Genomic DNA, 17,292 nt, shown 5'->3' with positions numbered 1-17,292 from the left:
CATCCTCCCCGTTTCCATCATGATCCTCGAAACCATGCTTCAGCGGCTCAACGCCAGTCTCGCGCACGGGCCCGGTCTCAATGCCCGCCCGCACAACAGCCGCCAGCGGATCGACTTCACCGAACTGGATGCATTTCAAGGCACCGCTTCGGCCTCCGCGCTTGGTTTGCTTTTTGGCCCGCCGACACGTTCAGTCGAGTTTCCCGCCAAGACGCCCGCGTTCACGCCCCCGCCGTATCCCGAGAAAGAGTGGTCTGACGAGCAAAAAGCCGCCGCCCGCGCCGCCGAGCGTCAACGGCGTGTCCTCGCCAAGCTCCGGGAAATAGCCACCGACGCCACCGACTATTATAATGACCACGGCGAAAATGCGCTCTTCCTGGGCTTTCCTCTCATCGCCATTCCCGCGGCCAACGGCGGCGCACGCCGCGGCTTTCAAACAAAAAACCTGCTCGCCCCCGTGTTGCTTGCCCCGGTCAATCTTCGCGTTCGCCAAGGCGGGCGCACCGGAGTCACCATCGAGACGGCCGGCGACGGCAGCGACCTCATCATTCCGAACCCCGCGCTGCTCGCTTGGATTGAACAACAGACAGGCGAGGACACCGACACCCTCTTCGCCGACGATACCGGCGAAAATCCCTGGCAGGAAATCACCGACGTGCTCGCGCTCGTCACTCGCGCGACCGGACTTCCCTTTTCCCGCGATGCCTTCACCGCCGCCACGCCGCTCCAGCCGGTGCCGCGCGCCGATGCGCTTCCCGATTGCACTTCGCTTGTTCCCTCGGCCGTGCTGGGGCTTTTCCCGCTCACCAATCCCGGTCTCCTGCGCGATACCAAATGGATGATCGAAAACGAGCGCGCACTCGAAAATCCGGTTCGCGCTTTCCTCTCCCCCCTCGCGCTCAACGAACCCGCGCCGCACGACCTGCCCGCCGCGCGCGAATGGAATCACACCGCGAGCCACCACCGCGACATTCAGGCGGCCACGCCGCCACCGCTTCCAGACTCCCCCGCCGCTTTGAGCGACGCCGCGCCTTTTCTCATCACGCACGCCGATCCTTGTCAGACTGAAGCCGTCGCCCACGCGCGCCGCAGCACCGCGCTCGTCATCCACGGTCCGCCCGGCACCGGGAAGAGCCAGACCATCGCCAACATTATCGGCGACCATCTCGCGCGGGGCGAACGTGTCCTCTTTGTCTGCGACAAACGCACCGCGCTCGACGTGGTGAAATACCGGCTGGACGGCATGGGGCTCGGCGAACTTTGCGGCGTCATCCACGATCCTTCGCATGACCGGCGCCAGCTTTACCTCGGCCTTCGCGATCGTCTCGAATCCCTGCCCGAGCCATTCGCCCCGCGCAATCCCGCCACTGAGCTCCGGCGTGTTGAACAGCGTCTTGCTTCCCTGCGCGACGAGCTCCGCTCTGCCTTTGACCGGCTCCATGGCGTGATGCCCGAGACGGATTCGTTCCACAACCTCACCGGGCAATGGCTCAGCCTGCGGGCCCTCAGCGGGACCGTCATTCCCGAAATCGACGGGCTCACTTCCTCCATGCTGGACACCCACCGCGCCGACGCCGAGGAAGTGCTGCGTCGCGCCGCCGCCGCCCGCTGGCACGAATCGCCTTACCATGGCCGCCTCGGCATCGGGATTAACGCCTGGCTCGCGCGCGAGCCCGTCGCCACCAAAACCACGCTTGAAAATCTCCATCGCCTCGCGCTTGCCGTCGAAAACTTTGACGCCACCGATGCCATCTTGCCCGCGCTCACGCCAGACATCGCGCTTGCTGACCAATCCGCAGCGCGACGCCACCTCGCCGACGTGCTGGAAAAACTTCTCCGCCGTATCGCCGCCACCTCCGACGCCGCCTATCTCGCCACGCTTACGTTTGCGGGCTCCACCATCGAACCACTGGTAAAACGCCATGCCGGACTCGCGCCCGCGGCTGCGTTGCTCGACACGCCGCCCGACCGCGAACTTGTGCTCGCCCTCGGCTCCGGCTTGCCTTCGCTCGGCGAAACCAACCTCCGCCTCGCCGCGCTCGATGCGTGGTCCGCGTTTGCCGGCAGTCTCAAACGTTTCCTCGCCTTCTCCGCCAAAAAAGCCGCCCGCGCCGCACTCGCGCCGCTCGGGCTCGCCCTCGATTCCCCCGATGCGCTCCCTCGCGCCCGTCTCCTTTATCAGGGGCTGCGCGCCCGCTGGCTCTGGAGCGACTTTCTCGCGCAAGTCCGCGGAAACCCGCTCGCGTCCCTCGCGCCTGATGCCGAACTCGTAACACTCCGCGATGGTCTGCCTGAAGTGTTTGCAATTCATACGACACTTCAATCCCCCTGTCTTCCAAGCTTTACCGCGCGCATCCAAGTCCTTCTCGCCGCCACCTCGTCCGCCGGCACCGCACCGCAGTCCCTCCGCGCCTCCGCCGCGCTTGCCGACGCACTGGCGGCACTTCACCGGGCCATGGAGGAATCCGGCCTGTTCACCCCCGACTCCATCGCCTCCGACCTGCGCGTCTGGATCGGAAACGAATGCCAACCCGCCGCTCACACCGCCGCGCTGCTCGATTTCGCGCCAACGCTCGATGATGCCGTGCGTCTCGTGGACCGGCTTCGCACACTACCCGCGCCGCTCGCACGATCCCTCGATGCCGCCATCGCCCAGTCGCTTGACTGGTCCGTCGCCGAGCCCGCGCTTCGCGCCACCGCGCTCGCCCGTGCCATCCGGCAGCGGCTGCGCGAGGACGAGACGCTCGCGCGCATCGACACGCAGCGAGTCGAGGCCGCGTTTTCCGAACTCGCCGAACGCACCGCCGAAAAACAGGCGCTTGTGCGCGAGCACGTGGTTCATCGCTGGCGGGAACTCTGGCGCGCGCGTCTTCTCGCCGCCACCGGCACGCGCCTGAATACCCTCGGCGCATCCATCCGCCAGCGATTGTTCGTACGCGGCCAGCGCGCGCTCAAGCTCCGCCAAATGATCGCGGCCGGTGCAGACACTCCCGGCGGCGATCCGCTCTTCGACCTCTGCCCCGTGTGGATGGCCAGTCCCTCCACGGTGGCGCAGATTTTTCCGCGTACGCCGCTCTTCGACATGATTGTGTTCGACGAAGCCAGCCAGTGCCGTCTCGAAGAAGCGCTGCCTGTGCTCCTGCGCGGATGCCGTGTCGTCATCGCCGGCGATCCAAAACAGCTCCCGCCCACGCGTTTCTTTGAGCAATCACTCGCCGAAAGCGACAATACCGCCGCCGAAACCGCCGGGGAGGTTTTCGAGCAGCAACAAAGCGAGACCGAAGACCTGCTCTCCGCCGCGCTCAACCTGGAGGTGCAGGAAGCGTTTCTCGATGTCCACTACCGCTCGCGCAACGAGGCGCTCATCGGCTTTTCCAACGACGCCTTCTACTCCAGCCGCCTCCAGCCCATTCCCGGCCATCCTCGCAACAAGGCCGTCCGCGTTCCCATCCAGCTTACCCACGTCAATGGCCTCTACCACGAACGCGGCAATCCCAACGAGGCGCGGACCGCCGCCGGCCTCGTGGCCGAGCTCCTCGCCTCCGACGAGCCTCCCTCAATCGGCATCGCCTGCTTTAATATCAACCAGCGCGACCTTATTCTCGATGCGCTCGATGAAAAAGCCGCTGCCGAGCCCGAATTTGCCGCGCGTCTCGAAATCGCGCGCAAACGCCGCGGACGGGATTCCTTTGAAGGGCTCTTCGTCAAGAACCTCGAAAATGTGCAGGGCGACGAGCGCGACCACATGATTATTTCCACCACCTTCGGCGTGGATAAAGAGGGGAAATTCCGCCGCAACTTTGGCGCGCTCTCGCGCCTCGGCGGTGAGCGCCGCCTCAACGTCCTTGTCACCCGGGCCCGTTCCGCAATCCACATCCTCACGTCCATCCCACGCGCTGAATATCTCGCCGCCCCCGAGCCCGGCGCGCGCCTCACCGGACGACACCAGCTCTACGCTTACCTGCGTTACGCTGAACGCCTCGGCGAGCTCTACCAGCAATGGCATGACCATCTCGAGACCGCCCGCAGCGACGCTGCCCCGGTTTGTGAAACCAATGAAACCGGCGCGTCCTCGCCGGTCGCCGAATCCCTTGCCCGGGTGCTCCTCGCGCGTCACCAAATCGGTTCCACCACCTATTGGGGTAACGACGGATTTTGCATCGACGCAGCCCTCACCCATCCCGAAATGCCCGAGGACGTCACATTGGGTGTGCTCGTCGATTTTAACCGCTACAACAAAACCCCCGATCCCATCGCGTGGGAACTTTTCCGTGCCACTATTCTTCGCTCTCAAGGCTGGCACCTGCACCGCCTCTGGACGCCCGCGCTCTTTCGTGATCCCGAAACCCAGCTCGAAAAAATTCGCACCCTCCACCATGCCCGTGCGTGCGCCGGTTCCTGAGTCAAAGAACACCGCACACGACCTCCAGCTGGTCGCCGACGCCAATGGGTTACAAACCTCCCCGCGCTTACCCTGCCCCGCGGGGACATCCCGGTAAAAAGCATGTTGAGAAACAAGCTGTAACCAATTGGGTTGCAGCAATGCCTCAACCTCCTGTTCATCCCGCCATGCAGTCATGGCGGACCTTGGGCGAGTTGATTTTCGACGCGGTCGAAGTCGCCGCGGACCGCGCCACCAAGGCGCTCAAGCAATCCCGGAAAACGCCGGAACTCACAAGCCGGCAGGGGCATGAAACCCCGTTATGGAACATCTGCGCCACTTAATTGAAAGCCGCCCACGGCGCCAAGGCGAGACTCGCGCGTTATCTCGGCATACCCCGCCAGCGCCTTCAGGATTTCCTGCACAGCCGTTCCCGCCTGCCGGACGCCGAAATCACGCTCCGCCTCCTGCATTGGCTCTCGGAAAAACGCAGCGGACGGGACCTCTCGCTCTGACTCCCCCGCGATCTTCCGCCTGCCCGACATACACCACGCACCACGCATGACGGCCGGGCATCTTGCCCTGTTTTGCAACCTGATGGGTTGCAATCCGCCCGCACCCTTGCGCATGACGGGGGATTCCATGCTTGCCCCTCCGCGGGTCGTGCATTTCAGTCGCTGGCGAAATGAACGACTAATTGCCAGCCGCCCTCCGCGCCGTTGACGAGCGAACCGGCTCCCGAATCAGGAGCGATTCTTCGCGACAAAAACCACAACGGCGCCGCCGCGCGAAACCATTCCCATCGCGCGGCACACCAGCCGGGCGGTTGCCAGCACCCGATTCGCGTCACGCCTCGCGCATCCGTGTTTCCGTCTGCCGACCTCGTATCCGATTTATAACTACACGCCGCCCGCCTCCTTCATTCCGCAATCATGCTGACCCTCCACGATCTTTCCTACGACCACGAAGACGGCGCGCCGCTCCTCGACCGCCTCGACTTCACCTTCCGTCCGCACCGCCACGGCCTGGTCGGCGCCAACGGCGTCGGCAAATCCACCCTCGCGCGCCTCCTCGCCGGACAACTCTCCCCCACCCGGGGCACGATCGCGAAACCGGCCCGCCTTTCGGTGCGTTATCTCCCGCAGGACGAGCCGCGCGCCGCCATCACCGGCAGCGCCGCCGCCACCGTCGCCGACGCGCTCGAGGATTTCTGGGCCGGGCTCGACGCGCCGCTCCCTGATTGCGCCCGGGCATGGCTCGACGCGCTCCCCGACGGGCGCGCGCTTCGCGACCTCAGCGGAGGCGAGTGGCTGAAACTCCGCCTCCTGCGCCTCCTCGCCAACCCCGGCGCGCACGGCGACGATTTCCTCATCCTCGACGAGCCCTCCAATCATCTCGACGCCGATGGACGCGCCATCCTTGTCACGCTGCTCCGCGCCTGGGCCGGACGCGGCCTCGTCATCATCACGCACGACCGCCAGCTCCTGCATCACGTGGACGAGATCGTGGAACTCACCCCGCGCGGCCTCCGCAGTTTCACCGGCGCGTTTCCCGCATACTGGGAGCAGCGCCGGCACACCCGCGCCCTCCAGTCCGAACAACTCCGCCAGGCCCGCCGTGACAAGAAACACGCCGAGCAGCAACGCCGCGAACAACTCGCCGCCCAGGAAACCCGCATGCGGCAGGCCGCGCGCAACGCCTCCGGCGGCGGCATCCCCCGCATCATCGCCGGGGCCCGCAAGCGCGAGGCGCAGGCCACGCTCGGCAAGCTTCACCACGTCACCGACGACGCGCTCGCCGAGGCCGGCGCGCGCCTCCGCGAGGCAGCCGACACGCTCGACCGCGATCCGTTTCTGCGCCTCGATTTCGCCTCCGCCGCGCCCGCCGCCGGACAAATTTTTTTCGCCGCCCGCGACCTCAACCTTCGCTTCCTCAACGCCCTCGCACCCCTCTGGCCCGCGCCGCTCAACTTCACCATGGCCGGTTCAGAGCGCTGGCGCATCCACGGCCCCAACGGCTCCGGCAAGAGCACCCTGCTCGCCGCGCTGCTCGGCCGCATGGCGCGTGACGACGGCAACAAAGACCTGCCCGCGACCCAACCCGCAGCCCGTCCCGAACTCCACCCCGCTGCCCACGCGGACAAGTTTCGAGCGTCAGCGACAGTCTGCCATGTCCGCGCTCCTTTTTCCGCCAGTGCCGCCACCTTTGAGCTCACCGGCGAGCTTCGCCGGTCCGAACGCCCGTTGCACCATCTCGATCAGCACCAGACGCTTCTGCGCGACGGCCAATCCATCCTCGACCAGCTCGCGCCGCACACCCGCTTCACGCCCGTGCAACTCCGCAACGAACTCGCCTTCTACGGCTTCACCGGCGCGCGCGTCGCGCAACCCGTCGGCACGCTCAGCGGCGGCGAACGCATGCGCGCGGCCCTCGCCCGGCTCTTCCTCGCCGAATCGATTCCCCAGGCCATCCTGCTCGACGAGCCGACGAACCACCTCGACTTCCAAAGCCAGGAATTGCTCGAGCACGCACTGAAAAACTATCGCGGCCTCCTCGTCCTCGCCACGCACGACACCGCCTTTGCCGATGCGCTCGCCATCACGCATGAACTCGCGCTGGCGGCCGCGCCTTCGCCGTAAGACCCGGCCCCGGACGGTCGCGGCGCTGGCGCGGTCGCACGCATGCGCCTGCAATTTCACCGCCTTTTTAACCCTGCGGCGGTTGCCCATGCGCGGGTGTGGCGCACGTTGAGGGCGAATGCCCTCCCCATCCCTTCCTCCTCACGGTGATGTCGTGCACAGCGAGCCGTTTCTGCGCGCGCTCATGCGCCGCCAGCTCAAGCTCTCCATTGCCTGCGCGTTTGCGTTTCTCATCGGTCTCGTCGGCGTGCCGCTCGCCAACTTCGTCGCGCCCGCCTTCATGGCGGCGCGCGTCGCCGGCTTCACGCTCACGTGGCTGCTGCTCGGCGTGCTGTTTTTTCCGTTTGTCTGGATCATCGCCTATGCGTTCATCCGCCGCTCCGCCGCGCTTGAGACGGCCGAGGTCGCCGCCGCCCGCGCCCCGCAGTCCACGCAACCCAAACCCGCCGACGCCTCCCGCGACTTCCACACATGAATCCTTCCGCCTCTTCCGCCATCACGGGCGCCCAGCAATCCATCGACCCGTGGATTCTCATCTTCTCTCTACTCACCGTCGTCGCGACCATCTGGATGGGGTTTCGCTCGGCGAAAAAATCGCGCACCGCGAGCGACTTCTTTGTCGCGGGCCGCTCGGTGTCCGTCGGCTGGAACGCATCCGCCATCTCCGGCGAATACCTTTCCGCCGCCTCGTTCATGGGCATCGCCGGCATGGTGATGTCGTCCGGATACGACGCGCTCTGGTATCCGGTTTGTTACGCGTGCGGGTATTTGTTCTTATTGTTGTTCATCGCGGGACCGCTGCGCCGCTTCGGCGCCTACACCATCCCCGACTTCGCGGAAGGACGCTACGACTCGCCGCTGTTCAGAAAAATCGCGGTGTGCTTTGTATTATTCATCGGCTTCTTCTACGCGATGCCGCAGATGAAGGGCGCGGGGACCACGCTCGCCTATATTTTCCCGGGCATGCCGTATTGGGTCGGCGTGGCGATCGTCGGCGCGGTCATCACGCTGAACGTCGCGCTCGGCGGCATGAAGGGCATCACGCTCGTGCAGGCGTTTCAATACTGGCTGAAAATGTTCGCCATCAGCGTGCCGGTCTTCGTGCTGCTCTTTGTGTTCGGCGGCTACGGCAGGCATCTGGACCTGAACAACACCCCGGCGCAGCCTGCCGCCGTCGTGGCGGCGGAGGACGCGCCGCCCGCCGGGATCCGTGCGCCCGCGGCTGGCGCTCCCTCCGACCCCGCGTGGCTGAACCCGTTCGGGCCGCTCACCACGAAGGCCGCGCGCGCGGCCGGCCTGTCGCCGGAGGAGGTGCGGCCGTATTCATTGCTCTATACCTACTCGCTCATCATCGCGCTGGTGTGCGGCACGGCGGGGCTGCCGCATATCCTGGTGCGCTTTTACACCAACCCCAACGGCGCGGCGGCGCGGCGCACCACCATGTGGGTGATGATATTGATCGGCGCGTTTTATGTTTTTCCGCCGGTCTTCGGCGTGCTCGGGCGCAATCTGCTGCCGGAGCTTTACGCGGCGGGCGGCGCGAAGGGGCCCGACAAGATCGTGCTGGAGCTGCCGCGCCTCGTGAACGAGCGCTACGGCATGCTCGGCTCGGTGTTGAGCGGCATCACGTGCGCGGGGGCGTTCGCGGCGTTCATGAGCACGTTCAGCGGCCTGCTGGTGTCGATGACCGGCGCGCTCGCGCACGATGTTTACGGGCGGATGCTGTATCCGCATTCGACGGCGGAGCAGCGCCTGCGCATGTTCAAGCTCTCGGCGGTGCTCATCGGCGGCGTGTCCATTTTGCTCGGCACGCAAGTCGAGCAGCTCCAGATCAACTTCATGGTCGGCCAGGCGTTCGCCATCGCGGCGGCGAGTTATTTCCCGCTGCTCTTCATGAGCGTGTGGTGGCGCGGCATGACCATGAAAGGCGCGGCGGCCGGCATGCTGGGCGGCGGCCTCGCGGCGCTGGCGTGCACGACCATCATCAACCTGGGCGACCTGAAAAAAATCGACCTGGCCGCCTTCTGGGCGGGGCATCCGCTGCTGCGCATCCTGTGCGAACAACCGGCCATCTGGACCGTGCCGCTCGCGATCGGGTTGATGGTGGTCGTGTCGAAGTTGACCGCCGCGGACGTGCCGGCGGACATTCGCCGGAAGATGCTCGTGCTCCACGCGCCGGAGGAACTGGGCCTGAAGCAGGAATATATCCAGGAGCGGACGGGATGAATGGAATCCGTGGCATCGGAGCGGCGGCGTCCCGGCCAAGGAAAGGCGACGGCCCGCCGCTTCGCGCCATTTGCCGGCATCGCCCGCCCGACGCCAGACGGCGCGACCGCGCGCTTGACTCCCCCGCCCGGCTTTCCTCACTCTCCCTCCTTTCACACTTTCAACCCATGGGCAAACAATACAACAAGGTCATCAAAAAGAAACGCCGCATCGCTTACCTGAAGCGAAAGCGCCGCCAGCGCGAAGAAAGCCGCCAGGCAAAATAACGCGCTTCCCAGCAAACTTTAGCCATGATCAAAGTCAGCCTCATCTCCCTCGGTTGCGCCAAGAACCTCGTCGATAGCGAGATCATGGTCGGCCACATCCAGCGCGCGGGCATGACCGTGATCCCCGAGGCCGGGAATGCCGACGTCGTCATTGTCAACACCTGCTCGTTCCTCGACTCGTCGAAGGAGGAATCCATCAACACCATCCTCGCCTCGCACCAGGACCGCAGCCTGCGCAAACGCCGCAAGGACCAAAAGCTCATCGTCGCCGGCTGCATGGCGCAACGCTACGCCAAGGAGCTCCCCCACGCCCTGCCGGAGGTCGATGCCTTCATCGGCCTCGACCAGGTCACCAAGGTCGCCCCCATCATCGAGGAGATTTTCGCCCGGGAACGCGGGCGCAAGGACGCCCCCGGCAGCTTCGTCACGCCGCGCTCCACCTACATCCCCGACTACGACACGCCGCGCTTCCGCCTCACGCCGCGCCACTACGCCTACATAAAAATCGCCGAGGGCTGCAACCACCCCTGCGCATTCTGCATCATCCCGCAAATCCGCGGGCGCCATCGCTCGCGCACCGTCGCGAGCGTCGTGGCCGAGGCGCGCCGCCTCGTCGCCGAGGGCGTGCGCGAGATCAACCTCATCTCGCAGGACACCACCTTTTTCGGCATGGACACCTGGGACGAGCGCCCCAATCCGCGCACGCCCGTCGATTCCACGCGCGGCTCCGCGCTCACCACGCTCATCCGCGAACTCCAGGCCATCGAAGGCGATTTCTGGATACGCCTGCTCTACACGCATCCCGCGCATTGGAGCGACGAACTCATCCGCACCATCGCCGAATGCCCGAAAGTCGCCCGCTACGTGGACATGCCGTTGCAGCACATCAGCGACCACATGCTCGGCACGATGAAGCGCGAGACCTCGTCGGCCCACATCCGCGACCTCGTCACGCGCATCCGCGCCGGCATCCCCGGCATCGCGCTCCGCACCACCTTCATCGTCGGCTTTCCCGGCGAAACCGAGGCCGACGTCGACGAGCTCTGCGAATTCATCCGCGAGACCCGGTTCGAGCGGCTCGGCGTCTTTCGCTATTCGCAGGAGGAGGGCACGCGCGCCGCGAAAATGGACGGGCAGCACACGGCCAAGACCAAGGACGCGCGCTGGCACCGCGTGATGGCGCTGCAACAGGAAGTCGCCGCCGGCGTCAGCCGCTCCTTTGTGGGCCGGACACAGCGCGTGCTGGTCGACGAGCCCGGCGTCGCGCGCGGCGAGGCCGACGCCCCCGACATCGACGGCCGCGTGTATGTCCCCAAGACGCTTCCCGTGGGCGCATTCGCCGAGGTGAGGATCACCGATTGCCGCGATTACGACCTGCTGGCGCTTCCGCCCGGCGAAAAACCGCCGGCCTATAAAATCGCAAAGCAGGCGCAGTGAGGGAACCATCCGCGCCGCCCGCCGCCGATGCGGTGTAATGCCAATCGCCAATGGTAATTGGACTTTTGGAGGGCCGAGCTCCTGCGAGGCCGTCGCCGAAAAACATGGCATCCAACCGTGACGGCCTCGCAGGAGCTCGGCCCTCCATTTGAAATGCCCTAAACGGATGTCCGTCCGCGGCGGTGGAGCTGCCAGGAGTTCCAAAGATTGTGGCAGATGACATAGCAGGTCGGACCGAGCGCGACGAGCGGGCTCGCGTAGGTCATCGCCAGATAGATCGTGAAATTCGTGTTCTTCTGGCCGAGCGACTGGCTGGCCTCGCGCGGGAAGTCCCGTCCGCCGATCAGCCGCCCGAGCGCGAAATTCATCGCGCACACGATCACCGTCACGAGCGCGATGTGCAGCAGCTCGGCGCCCGTCGCCGTGGATTCGTGGCGCAGGAACCAGGAGGCGTTGGCCGTGATCAGGAACAGCGCGAGGACCCACGCGCCGAAGGAGGCGTTGCCGAGCCGCGCCGGGAGCGCCTGCGCGGCGGGGAAAACCCGCCGCACCACGAGCGCCGCGGCCATCGGCATGAACACAAGAAAGCCCACGCTGCCCGCCACGTCGGCGATCACGCGCGGCGTCGCGCGCCCCAGCACGAGCGGCAGCAGCACCGGCAGCAGCAGCGAGATGAGCGTGTTGGTGAGCACCATCGCGCCGGCGACGTAGTCCCGCCGCCCGCCGAGAAATCCCGTGACCACGACCGCCGCCGTCGCCGTCGGGGCGACGCCCGCGAAAAACCCGGCGAGCGCCACGTCGCGCCCGCCGGCCAGCCAGCCGATGCCGAAGCCGGCGAACCCCATCGCGACATTTGCCGCGAGCAGCCAGCCGTGCGAGCGCGTGAGCGTGGCGCCGGTGAAGCGCGTGCCGAGAAACACGACGAACAGCATCGCGACGATCAGCCATGGTATCAAAAATCTCAATACATGTGCGCCCGGGATGAGCGCGCCGGCGATCATGGCCGACAGCAGCGCGGCCGTGCGAAAAAGGGCGGGATTCATGGACGGTTTGCGCTCAACCCTCGAATTCCGCCAGCAGCCGCGCGTAGATTTTCGCGCACGAAACCAGCTCGCGCACCGGCGCGTGCTCGTCCACCGCGTGGCATTTTTCCCCGCCGGGGCCGTAGCCGAGGGTCGGGATTTTCAAGTGATGGGCAAAGAAGTGCATGTCGTTGAATCCGGTCGAAACCGAGAATCTCGCCGGCCGCCCGCGCACGCGCGCCACCGCGCGGGCCATCGCCCCGAAAAACGGATGGGCGGGCTCGCTGAAGCACGGATGGTTGTGCGAGACCTTTTCCACGCTTATCCGGCAGCCCGGGATGCGCCGCGCCGCCGCGCGCAGGAAGGCCCGCAGCTCGCGTTCCGCCGCGGCCACCGTTTCGATGGCGAGCACGCGCCGGTCGATGGAAAACGAGGCCGAGTCCGGCACGGTGTTGATCTTTCCGCCCGGCCCCTGGGCGAACACGCCGCCGAGGTTGAGCGTGGGCGTCATCACGCGGCCCTGCGGCGTGGTGAAACGCCGGCGGGCGAGCGCGGCCTTGTGCTCGTCGAGCGCGAGCACGAGCGCGGACATTTTCTCGAGCGCGTTGACGCCGAGCTCGGGGCGCGAGCCGTGGGCGGCGCGCCCGTGCACGGTGACCAGCAGCCACACGACGCCATTGTGTCCGCAGCATACTTCGCCGCGCTCGCCGCCCTCCATCACGATCACGTAATCGGGGCGGATGGGCGCGTGCCGGACGAGCCATTCCGCGCCGAGCGCCGAGTCGGTTTCCTCGTCGGCGGTGAACGACACTTCGATGTTCATGCGCGGCTCCACGCCGGCGGCGCGGAGCGCGCGCAGCGCCGCGAGCAGGCTTGCCATCGAGCCCTTCATGTCGGCGGCGCCGCGCCCGTGCACGCTGCCGCCCGCGAGCGCGCCGCTGAAGGGTCCGCCGTGCCGCCAGCCGTCCGGCGGCGCGGGCACGACGTCGTAGTGGGCGTTGAAATGGATGGTCTTTTTCGCGCCGCGCGCGCGCCGGGTGCCGAGGAGGTTGTAGCGCGGAAAGGCGTGCTGCGCGGGCGGCAGCGTTTTTTTGAGGAGCGCGCGCGGCACCGCCAGACGGCGCGTTTTCAGGCCGCCCGCCGTCATCTCGCGGGCGAGCAGCGCGGTGATGACGGCGTAATTTTCGCCCGGCGGGTTGACGGTCGGGATGCGCACGAGATCGCGAAGCAAGGCGGTGATTTCATCCGAATGCGCATCAATGTAATCCGAAGGCGTCATACGCGGCAACATGACGCACCCCGGGCAAAAATAAAAGCGCGGAAACAGCCCGGAAGAATGCCGAGGCCGGCGAAATGACGTGGCGGGGTGATGAATCCGGGGCGGCTCATCCGTGGCGTAGCGCAGGCATCCTGCCTGCCGTCGAAACAGAAAGGCGCGTAGCGCCGCTGATTTTTTTCTTCCTAAACGAAACCAATAAATGCCGCGCTTCGCGCGAGAAAATAACGACGGCAGGCAGGGATGCCTGCGCTACGGGGCGCTCCCGCGCCAAGGGGAAGAGAACGATTCGCCCTCCTCCGGCCTGTCACCCGAGATACTTTATCACCGCCTCGGTGCGGGAGTGGACGTGGAGCTTGTCGTAGATGTTCTTCAGGTGGCTGTTCACCGTCTGCACGCTGATGCAGCGCAGGCTGGCGATTTCCTTTGACGGAAAACCCTTCGCCAGCAGCTCGAGGATGTCGGTCTCGCGCGGGGTGAGCCGGTCCGCGGTCGCGTTGACGACCTGCGAGCCCATGCGCTTTTTCTGGAAGGACTGGATGACTTTGCGCGCGACTTCGCTGGTCATGGGGACGTTGCCGTCCATGATGTCGCGGATGGAGCGGAGGAGTTCGTCGGTCGGGGCGCGCTTGAGCAGGTAGCCGCTGGCCCCGGCCTCGAGCGCATGGAAAATTTCGTCGCTGTCCTCGTAGATGGTGAAGATCATCACCTCGGTGCGCGGGAGTTGCTGCTTCAGCCGGGCGGTGGCCTCGATGCCGGAGCCGTCGGGGAGGTTGATGTCCATGATGACGACATCGGGCTCGGCGGCGGGGATGCGGGACAGCGCGGCGCGCACGTTGCGGCAGCAGCAGGCGAGCTGGAGGTCGGGGGCGTCGGTGATGATCTGGGTGATTTCCTCGGCGAGATCGGAGTTGTCTTCGACAATGGCTACGGAGATGGGCATCGGGGCGGGTGCGGCTTGCCCGCCGCCTGCCGGACCGGGGGCGGACGATATTGCATCGGAACATCGACGACGATGTCCGTCCCCTCGCCGGGCCGGCTCATGATGTCGATGCGCCCGCCGACCTCGGCCATGCGCGCGCGCATGTTGACCAGGCCATTCCCGTCGTCCCTCTCCGCCGCCGCGCTGTCGAATCCGCGTCCGTCGTCGTGGAGACGCATGCGGAAAATGCCGCCTTCAGCGGCGAGGCTGAGGCTGGCGCGGCTGGCTTGCGAGTGCTTGAGCATGTTGTTGAGGGCCTCTTTCGCGATGGCGAGCAGGTGATGCCGGACATCGGGCGAAATCGGTTGGTCGGGTATGTCGCTGGCGCCATCCACCGTGCAGAGGATTCCGGTGTCACGGAGATGACTGTGGGCGTAGCGGGAGATATACGCGGCCAGCCGCTGCCAGGAATCATTTTGCGGGTTTACAGTCCAAATGATGCCTTCGAGGTCCTCGATCAGGTAGCGCGACTGGGCGGCGAGGCGCCCGAGTTGTTCCTTTTGCTCGGGGTCCTCCACCTTGCGATGCAGGCGGTCGGCGACGAAGCCGATGCGGGTCATGCGGCCGCCGAGGTCGTCGTGGAGGTCGCGGGCGATGCGGGCGCGTTCGCGCTCGAGGGCGTTTTCCTGCTGGAGGCGCTTGAGTTTGCGCTTGAGGAGATGATTGGAGCCGGCGCGGGCGAGCAGCGCCACGAGCGCGGCAAACACCAGCAGGAAGCCCGCGCGCGTCCACCAGGTCTGCCACCACGCGGGCGGCACGACGATGGCGAGCGACGCCTGCCCGTCCGCCCAGCGGTTTTCGCCGTCGGATGCCTCCACGCGAAACACATAGCGCCCGGGCGGCAGATGCGGATAGACGCAGAAGCGCTCGCGGCCGGCATCCACCCAGCCCACGTCGAAGCCTTCCAGCATGCGGCGCATGCGCGTGCGGTCGGGCGTGGAAAAATTGAGGGCGGCGAACTCGAGTTCGAGCTGCCTGGGTTGCGCGCCGGTGCGCAGTTCTTCGCCGGGCGCCAGCTTCATCGCGACACCGTCCACCGTCGCGCGGTCGATATGCACGGGGAGGGGGGCGCGTTTTTCCACGGGGCCGATGGGGTCGAGACCGGCGACGCCGCGGTAGGTGACCATCCACACGCGCCCGTCGCGGCCTTTCCAGGCCATCGGCTGGGCGCCGAGAAAGCCCGCCACGCCGTCGAGGTCGTCGTCGCGGCCGAGCAGCACGGGCGTGAGCGCGCGGCCCGGCGCGTCCGCGGCGGCGGTGAGCTGCGCGAGCGGCAGGTGAAAGATGCCGCGGCGGCTGCTGGCCCACAGGCGGCTGTTGTCGTCGATGACGATCTGGTTGATGATGTCGTCGGGCAGCCCGTCGGCGCGCGTGAAGAGCCGCGAGCGCGCGCCGCGCCACAGGAGCAGGCCGTTGCTGGTGCCGATCCAGAGCCGGTTTTCCGCGTCGGTGAGCAGCGCGTGCAGCCGGGCAAAACGCGCCGCGGGCGGGATGGGCTCCTCCACGAGTTTGCCGCCGGCCAGGCGGAACAGGGCGCCGTTTTCCAGGCCGACCCAGATTTCGCCGCCCGCGCGCTCCCCGATGGAGGCGACCCGCGAGCCCGGAAAGCCGTCGTCGGCGGTGAACTCGCGCAGCACGCCGTCGCGGAGCACGCCGAGGCGGGCGCTGTTCCAGCTCAGCCACAGGTCGCCGTTGCCCGCGAGGAACAGTGTCTGCACGTTGCACCCCTCGCAGGCTTCGCGCCGCAGGACCCACGGGCCGTTCACCGGCGTCGAATAAAGCCCGCTGATCGTGCCGACCCAGACCCGGCCCGCCGGCCGGTCCACGCAGACATTGTTGGCGTAAAAATTGCGCTCGACGGGAACGGTGGCGGCGATGTCCACCCGGCCGTCCTTCACCCGCACAAGGCCGCCGGCCTGGTTCGCGCACCAGAGCGCGCCGGTGTCATCCTCGCAGACCGAGGAGCTTATCTCCTGCGGCAGCCCGGCGGACTGGTTGAGCAGCACGTGGTGTTTTGGTTTCAGGCGCACGAGGCCGCCGCCGTTCATGCCCAGCCAGATGTTGCCCTCGATGTCGTCCATGATGGAGAGCACGCGCTCGCGCCGCACCGGCACGAGCACGGTCTCCAGCGTGCCGTCCACGAGGCGGAAGACACCGTCGCGCCGCGTGGCGATCCAGAGCGCGCCGGTGGTGTCTTCGAACATGTCCTGGATGCCGATCTGCGCGGCGGGCCAGCCCTGGCCGGAGAGCACGACGCGCCAGTTGCCGTTTTCCAGCCGCGCCAGGTGCTCGCGGGCGGCGATCCACAGTCCGCCCGAGCGCGACGGCGCGATGAAGAGCGAGCGCCCCGCGCGGCCGGTGTGCCGGTGCAACCCGTCCTCGTCGTGCCACGCGAGAAAATCCCCGCCCGCCATCCAGGTCGCGCCGTTTTTCCCGCGCACGAACATGAAGCGTCCCGAGCGGCGTTTGACGCCGACGTTCGCGCCAAACACCGTGGTCACGCCGTTGTGCCAGCGGACGATGGCCGCGGGGGAGGCGAGGCCGATCCAGAGCGAGCGGTTAGCGCCCACGCCGAGGTCGAGCAGGCTGCCTCGCGGGAGCGTGGCGTTGACAGGATGCAGGTTGAACTCGCCGTCGCGCAGGCGCACGACCTGGTTGTTTGCCGTGATCATGAGCAGCGAGTCGTCGTCGTCCACGGCCAGCGCGCGAATGTTGAAGCCGTCCGCTGTCATGTCGGCGGGCAGCGGAAACTCTACAAAGTTGCTCCCGTCAAAGCGCGCCAGTCCGCCCATCGTGCCGAGCCACAGGAAACCCTTGGAGTCGCGCACCACGGCGTTGACGGCGTTGTGCGGCAGCCCGTCGTCGGTGAGCCATTCGCGGGCGAGGTATTGCCCGTCGGCCCGCGCCGGTTCGTCATCCGCGCGGACGGACGGGCAGGGCGGCATCCCGGCGGCGAGCAAAAGCAAAAACAAAACCCACGGGCGGCCCGCCCGTGCGACGGCGCTCCCGGTCGCTGTCGCGCTCCTCACGGTATTCCCGTGGTTCGGCGCGGAAGGCGGACAA

Annotated in this window: 11 protein-coding genes; 7 read left to right on the top strand and 4 right to left on the bottom strand. The window is 66.7% G+C overall.

All coding sequences use genetic code 11. From position 1 onward, the window contains the following. The first annotated feature begins 19 nt into the window (after positions 1-19). From OH491_RS12220 to rimO, 7 genes are all read left to right on the top strand, one after another. Positions 20-4,402 (top strand): AAA domain-containing protein, encoded by a 4,383-nt coding sequence (locus OH491_RS12220; protein ID WP_145928865.1) that lies wholly within the window; start codon positions 20-22, stop codon positions 4,400-4,402. Positions 4,403-4,569: 167 nt separating this feature from the next. Beyond that, a complete protein-coding gene (locus tag OH491_RS12215; protein ID WP_334319423.1) occupies positions 4,570-4,725 on the top strand; it encodes a hypothetical protein in 156 nt (51 codons plus the stop codon). Then, positions 4,726-4,896: a hypothetical protein gene (locus OH491_RS12210; protein ID WP_334319424.1), complete on the top strand. Its 171-nt coding sequence runs from the start codon at positions 4,726-4,728 to the stop codon at positions 4,894-4,896. A gap of 417 nt (positions 4,897-5,313) precedes the next feature. Beyond that, complete coding sequence (locus tag OH491_RS12205; RefSeq protein ID WP_068771012.1) at positions 5,314-7,020, top strand: ATP-binding cassette domain-containing protein; 1,707 nt, start codon at positions 5,314-5,316, stop codon at positions 7,018-7,020. A gap of 118 nt (positions 7,021-7,138) precedes the next feature. Beyond that, positions 7,139-7,495 (top strand): DUF485 domain-containing protein, encoded by a 357-nt coding sequence (locus tag OH491_RS12200; protein ID WP_145928866.1) that lies wholly within the window; start codon positions 7,139-7,141, stop codon positions 7,493-7,495. Further along, a complete protein-coding gene (locus OH491_RS12195; RefSeq protein WP_068771014.1) occupies positions 7,492-9,246 on the top strand; it encodes a solute symporter family protein in 1,755 nt (584 codons plus the stop codon). The genes OH491_RS12200 and OH491_RS12195 overlap by 4 nt, the downstream gene beginning before the upstream one ends. 290 nt (positions 9,247-9,536) lie before the next feature. Next, positions 9,537-10,949 (top strand): 30S ribosomal protein S12 methylthiotransferase RimO, encoded by a 1,413-nt coding sequence (rimO, locus tag OH491_RS12190; RefSeq protein ID WP_068771015.1) that lies wholly within the window; start codon positions 9,537-9,539, stop codon positions 10,947-10,949. A gap of 158 nt (positions 10,950-11,107) precedes the next feature. Here the strand turns inward: rimO and OH491_RS12185 are convergent, their stop codons facing one another. The 4 genes from OH491_RS12185 to OH491_RS12170 form a co-directional block, all read right to left on the bottom strand. Continuing rightward, complete coding sequence (locus OH491_RS12185) at positions 11,108-11,992, bottom strand: hypothetical protein (protein ID WP_068771016.1); 885 nt, start codon at positions 11,990-11,992, stop codon at positions 11,108-11,110. A gap of 13 nt (positions 11,993-12,005) precedes the next feature. Next, positions 12,006-13,262 carry a M20 family metallopeptidase gene (locus tag OH491_RS12180; RefSeq protein WP_084442300.1) on the bottom strand — a complete coding sequence of 419 codons (1,257 nt, stop codon included), beginning with the start codon at positions 13,260-13,262 and terminating at the stop codon, positions 12,006-12,008. 292 nt (positions 13,263-13,554) lie between these two features. Then, complete coding sequence (locus OH491_RS12175) at positions 13,555-14,190, bottom strand: response regulator transcription factor (protein WP_068771018.1); 636 nt, start codon at positions 14,188-14,190, stop codon at positions 13,555-13,557. Beyond that, a complete protein-coding gene (locus OH491_RS12170) occupies positions 14,175-17,258 on the bottom strand; it encodes a sensor histidine kinase (protein WP_334319425.1) in 3,084 nt (1,027 codons plus the stop codon). Before OH491_RS12170 ends, OH491_RS12175 begins: the two co-directional genes overlap by 16 nt. Between the last annotated feature and the right edge of the window lie 34 nt (positions 17,259-17,292).

It is taken from the genome of Termitidicoccus mucosus (assembly GCF_038725785.1).
Taxonomy (GTDB): Bacteria; Verrucomicrobiota; Verrucomicrobiia; order Opitutales; family Opitutaceae; genus Termitidicoccus; species Termitidicoccus mucosus.
This window is presented reverse-complemented; position numbering and strand designations above follow the sequence as displayed.

What these genes read in the sequence shown, in the direction of transcription:
- OH491_RS12180 (WP_084442300.1), bottom strand. Translation starts at nt 13,262, where the DNA reads ATGTTGCCGCGTATGACGCCTTCGGATTACATTGATGCGCATTCGGAT.
- OH491_RS12175 (WP_068771018.1), bottom strand. Translation starts at nt 14,190, where the DNA reads ATGCCCATCTCCGTAGCCATTGTCGAAGACAACTCCGATCTCGCCGAG.
- OH491_RS12185 (WP_068771016.1), bottom strand. Translation starts at nt 11,992, where the DNA reads ATGAATCCCGCCCTTTTTCGCACGGCCGCGCTGCTGTCGGCCATGATC.
- OH491_RS12205 (WP_068771012.1), top strand. Translation starts at nt 5,314, where the DNA reads ATGCTGACCCTCCACGATCTTTCCTACGACCACGAAGACGGCGCGCCG.
- OH491_RS12200 (WP_145928866.1), top strand. Translation starts at nt 7,139, where the DNA reads ATGCCCTCCCCATCCCTTCCTCCTCACGGTGATGTCGTGCACAGCGAG.
- OH491_RS12195 (WP_068771014.1), top strand. Translation starts at nt 7,492, where the DNA reads ATGAATCCTTCCGCCTCTTCCGCCATCACGGGCGCCCAGCAATCCATC.
- rimO (WP_068771015.1), top strand. Translation starts at nt 9,537, where the DNA reads ATGATCAAAGTCAGCCTCATCTCCCTCGGTTGCGCCAAGAACCTCGTC.
- OH491_RS12215 (WP_334319423.1), top strand. Translation starts at nt 4,570, where the DNA reads ATGCAGTCATGGCGGACCTTGGGCGAGTTGATTTTCGACGCGGTCGAA.
- OH491_RS12220 (WP_145928865.1), top strand. Translation starts at nt 20, where the DNA reads ATGATCCTCGAAACCATGCTTCAGCGGCTCAACGCCAGTCTCGCGCAC.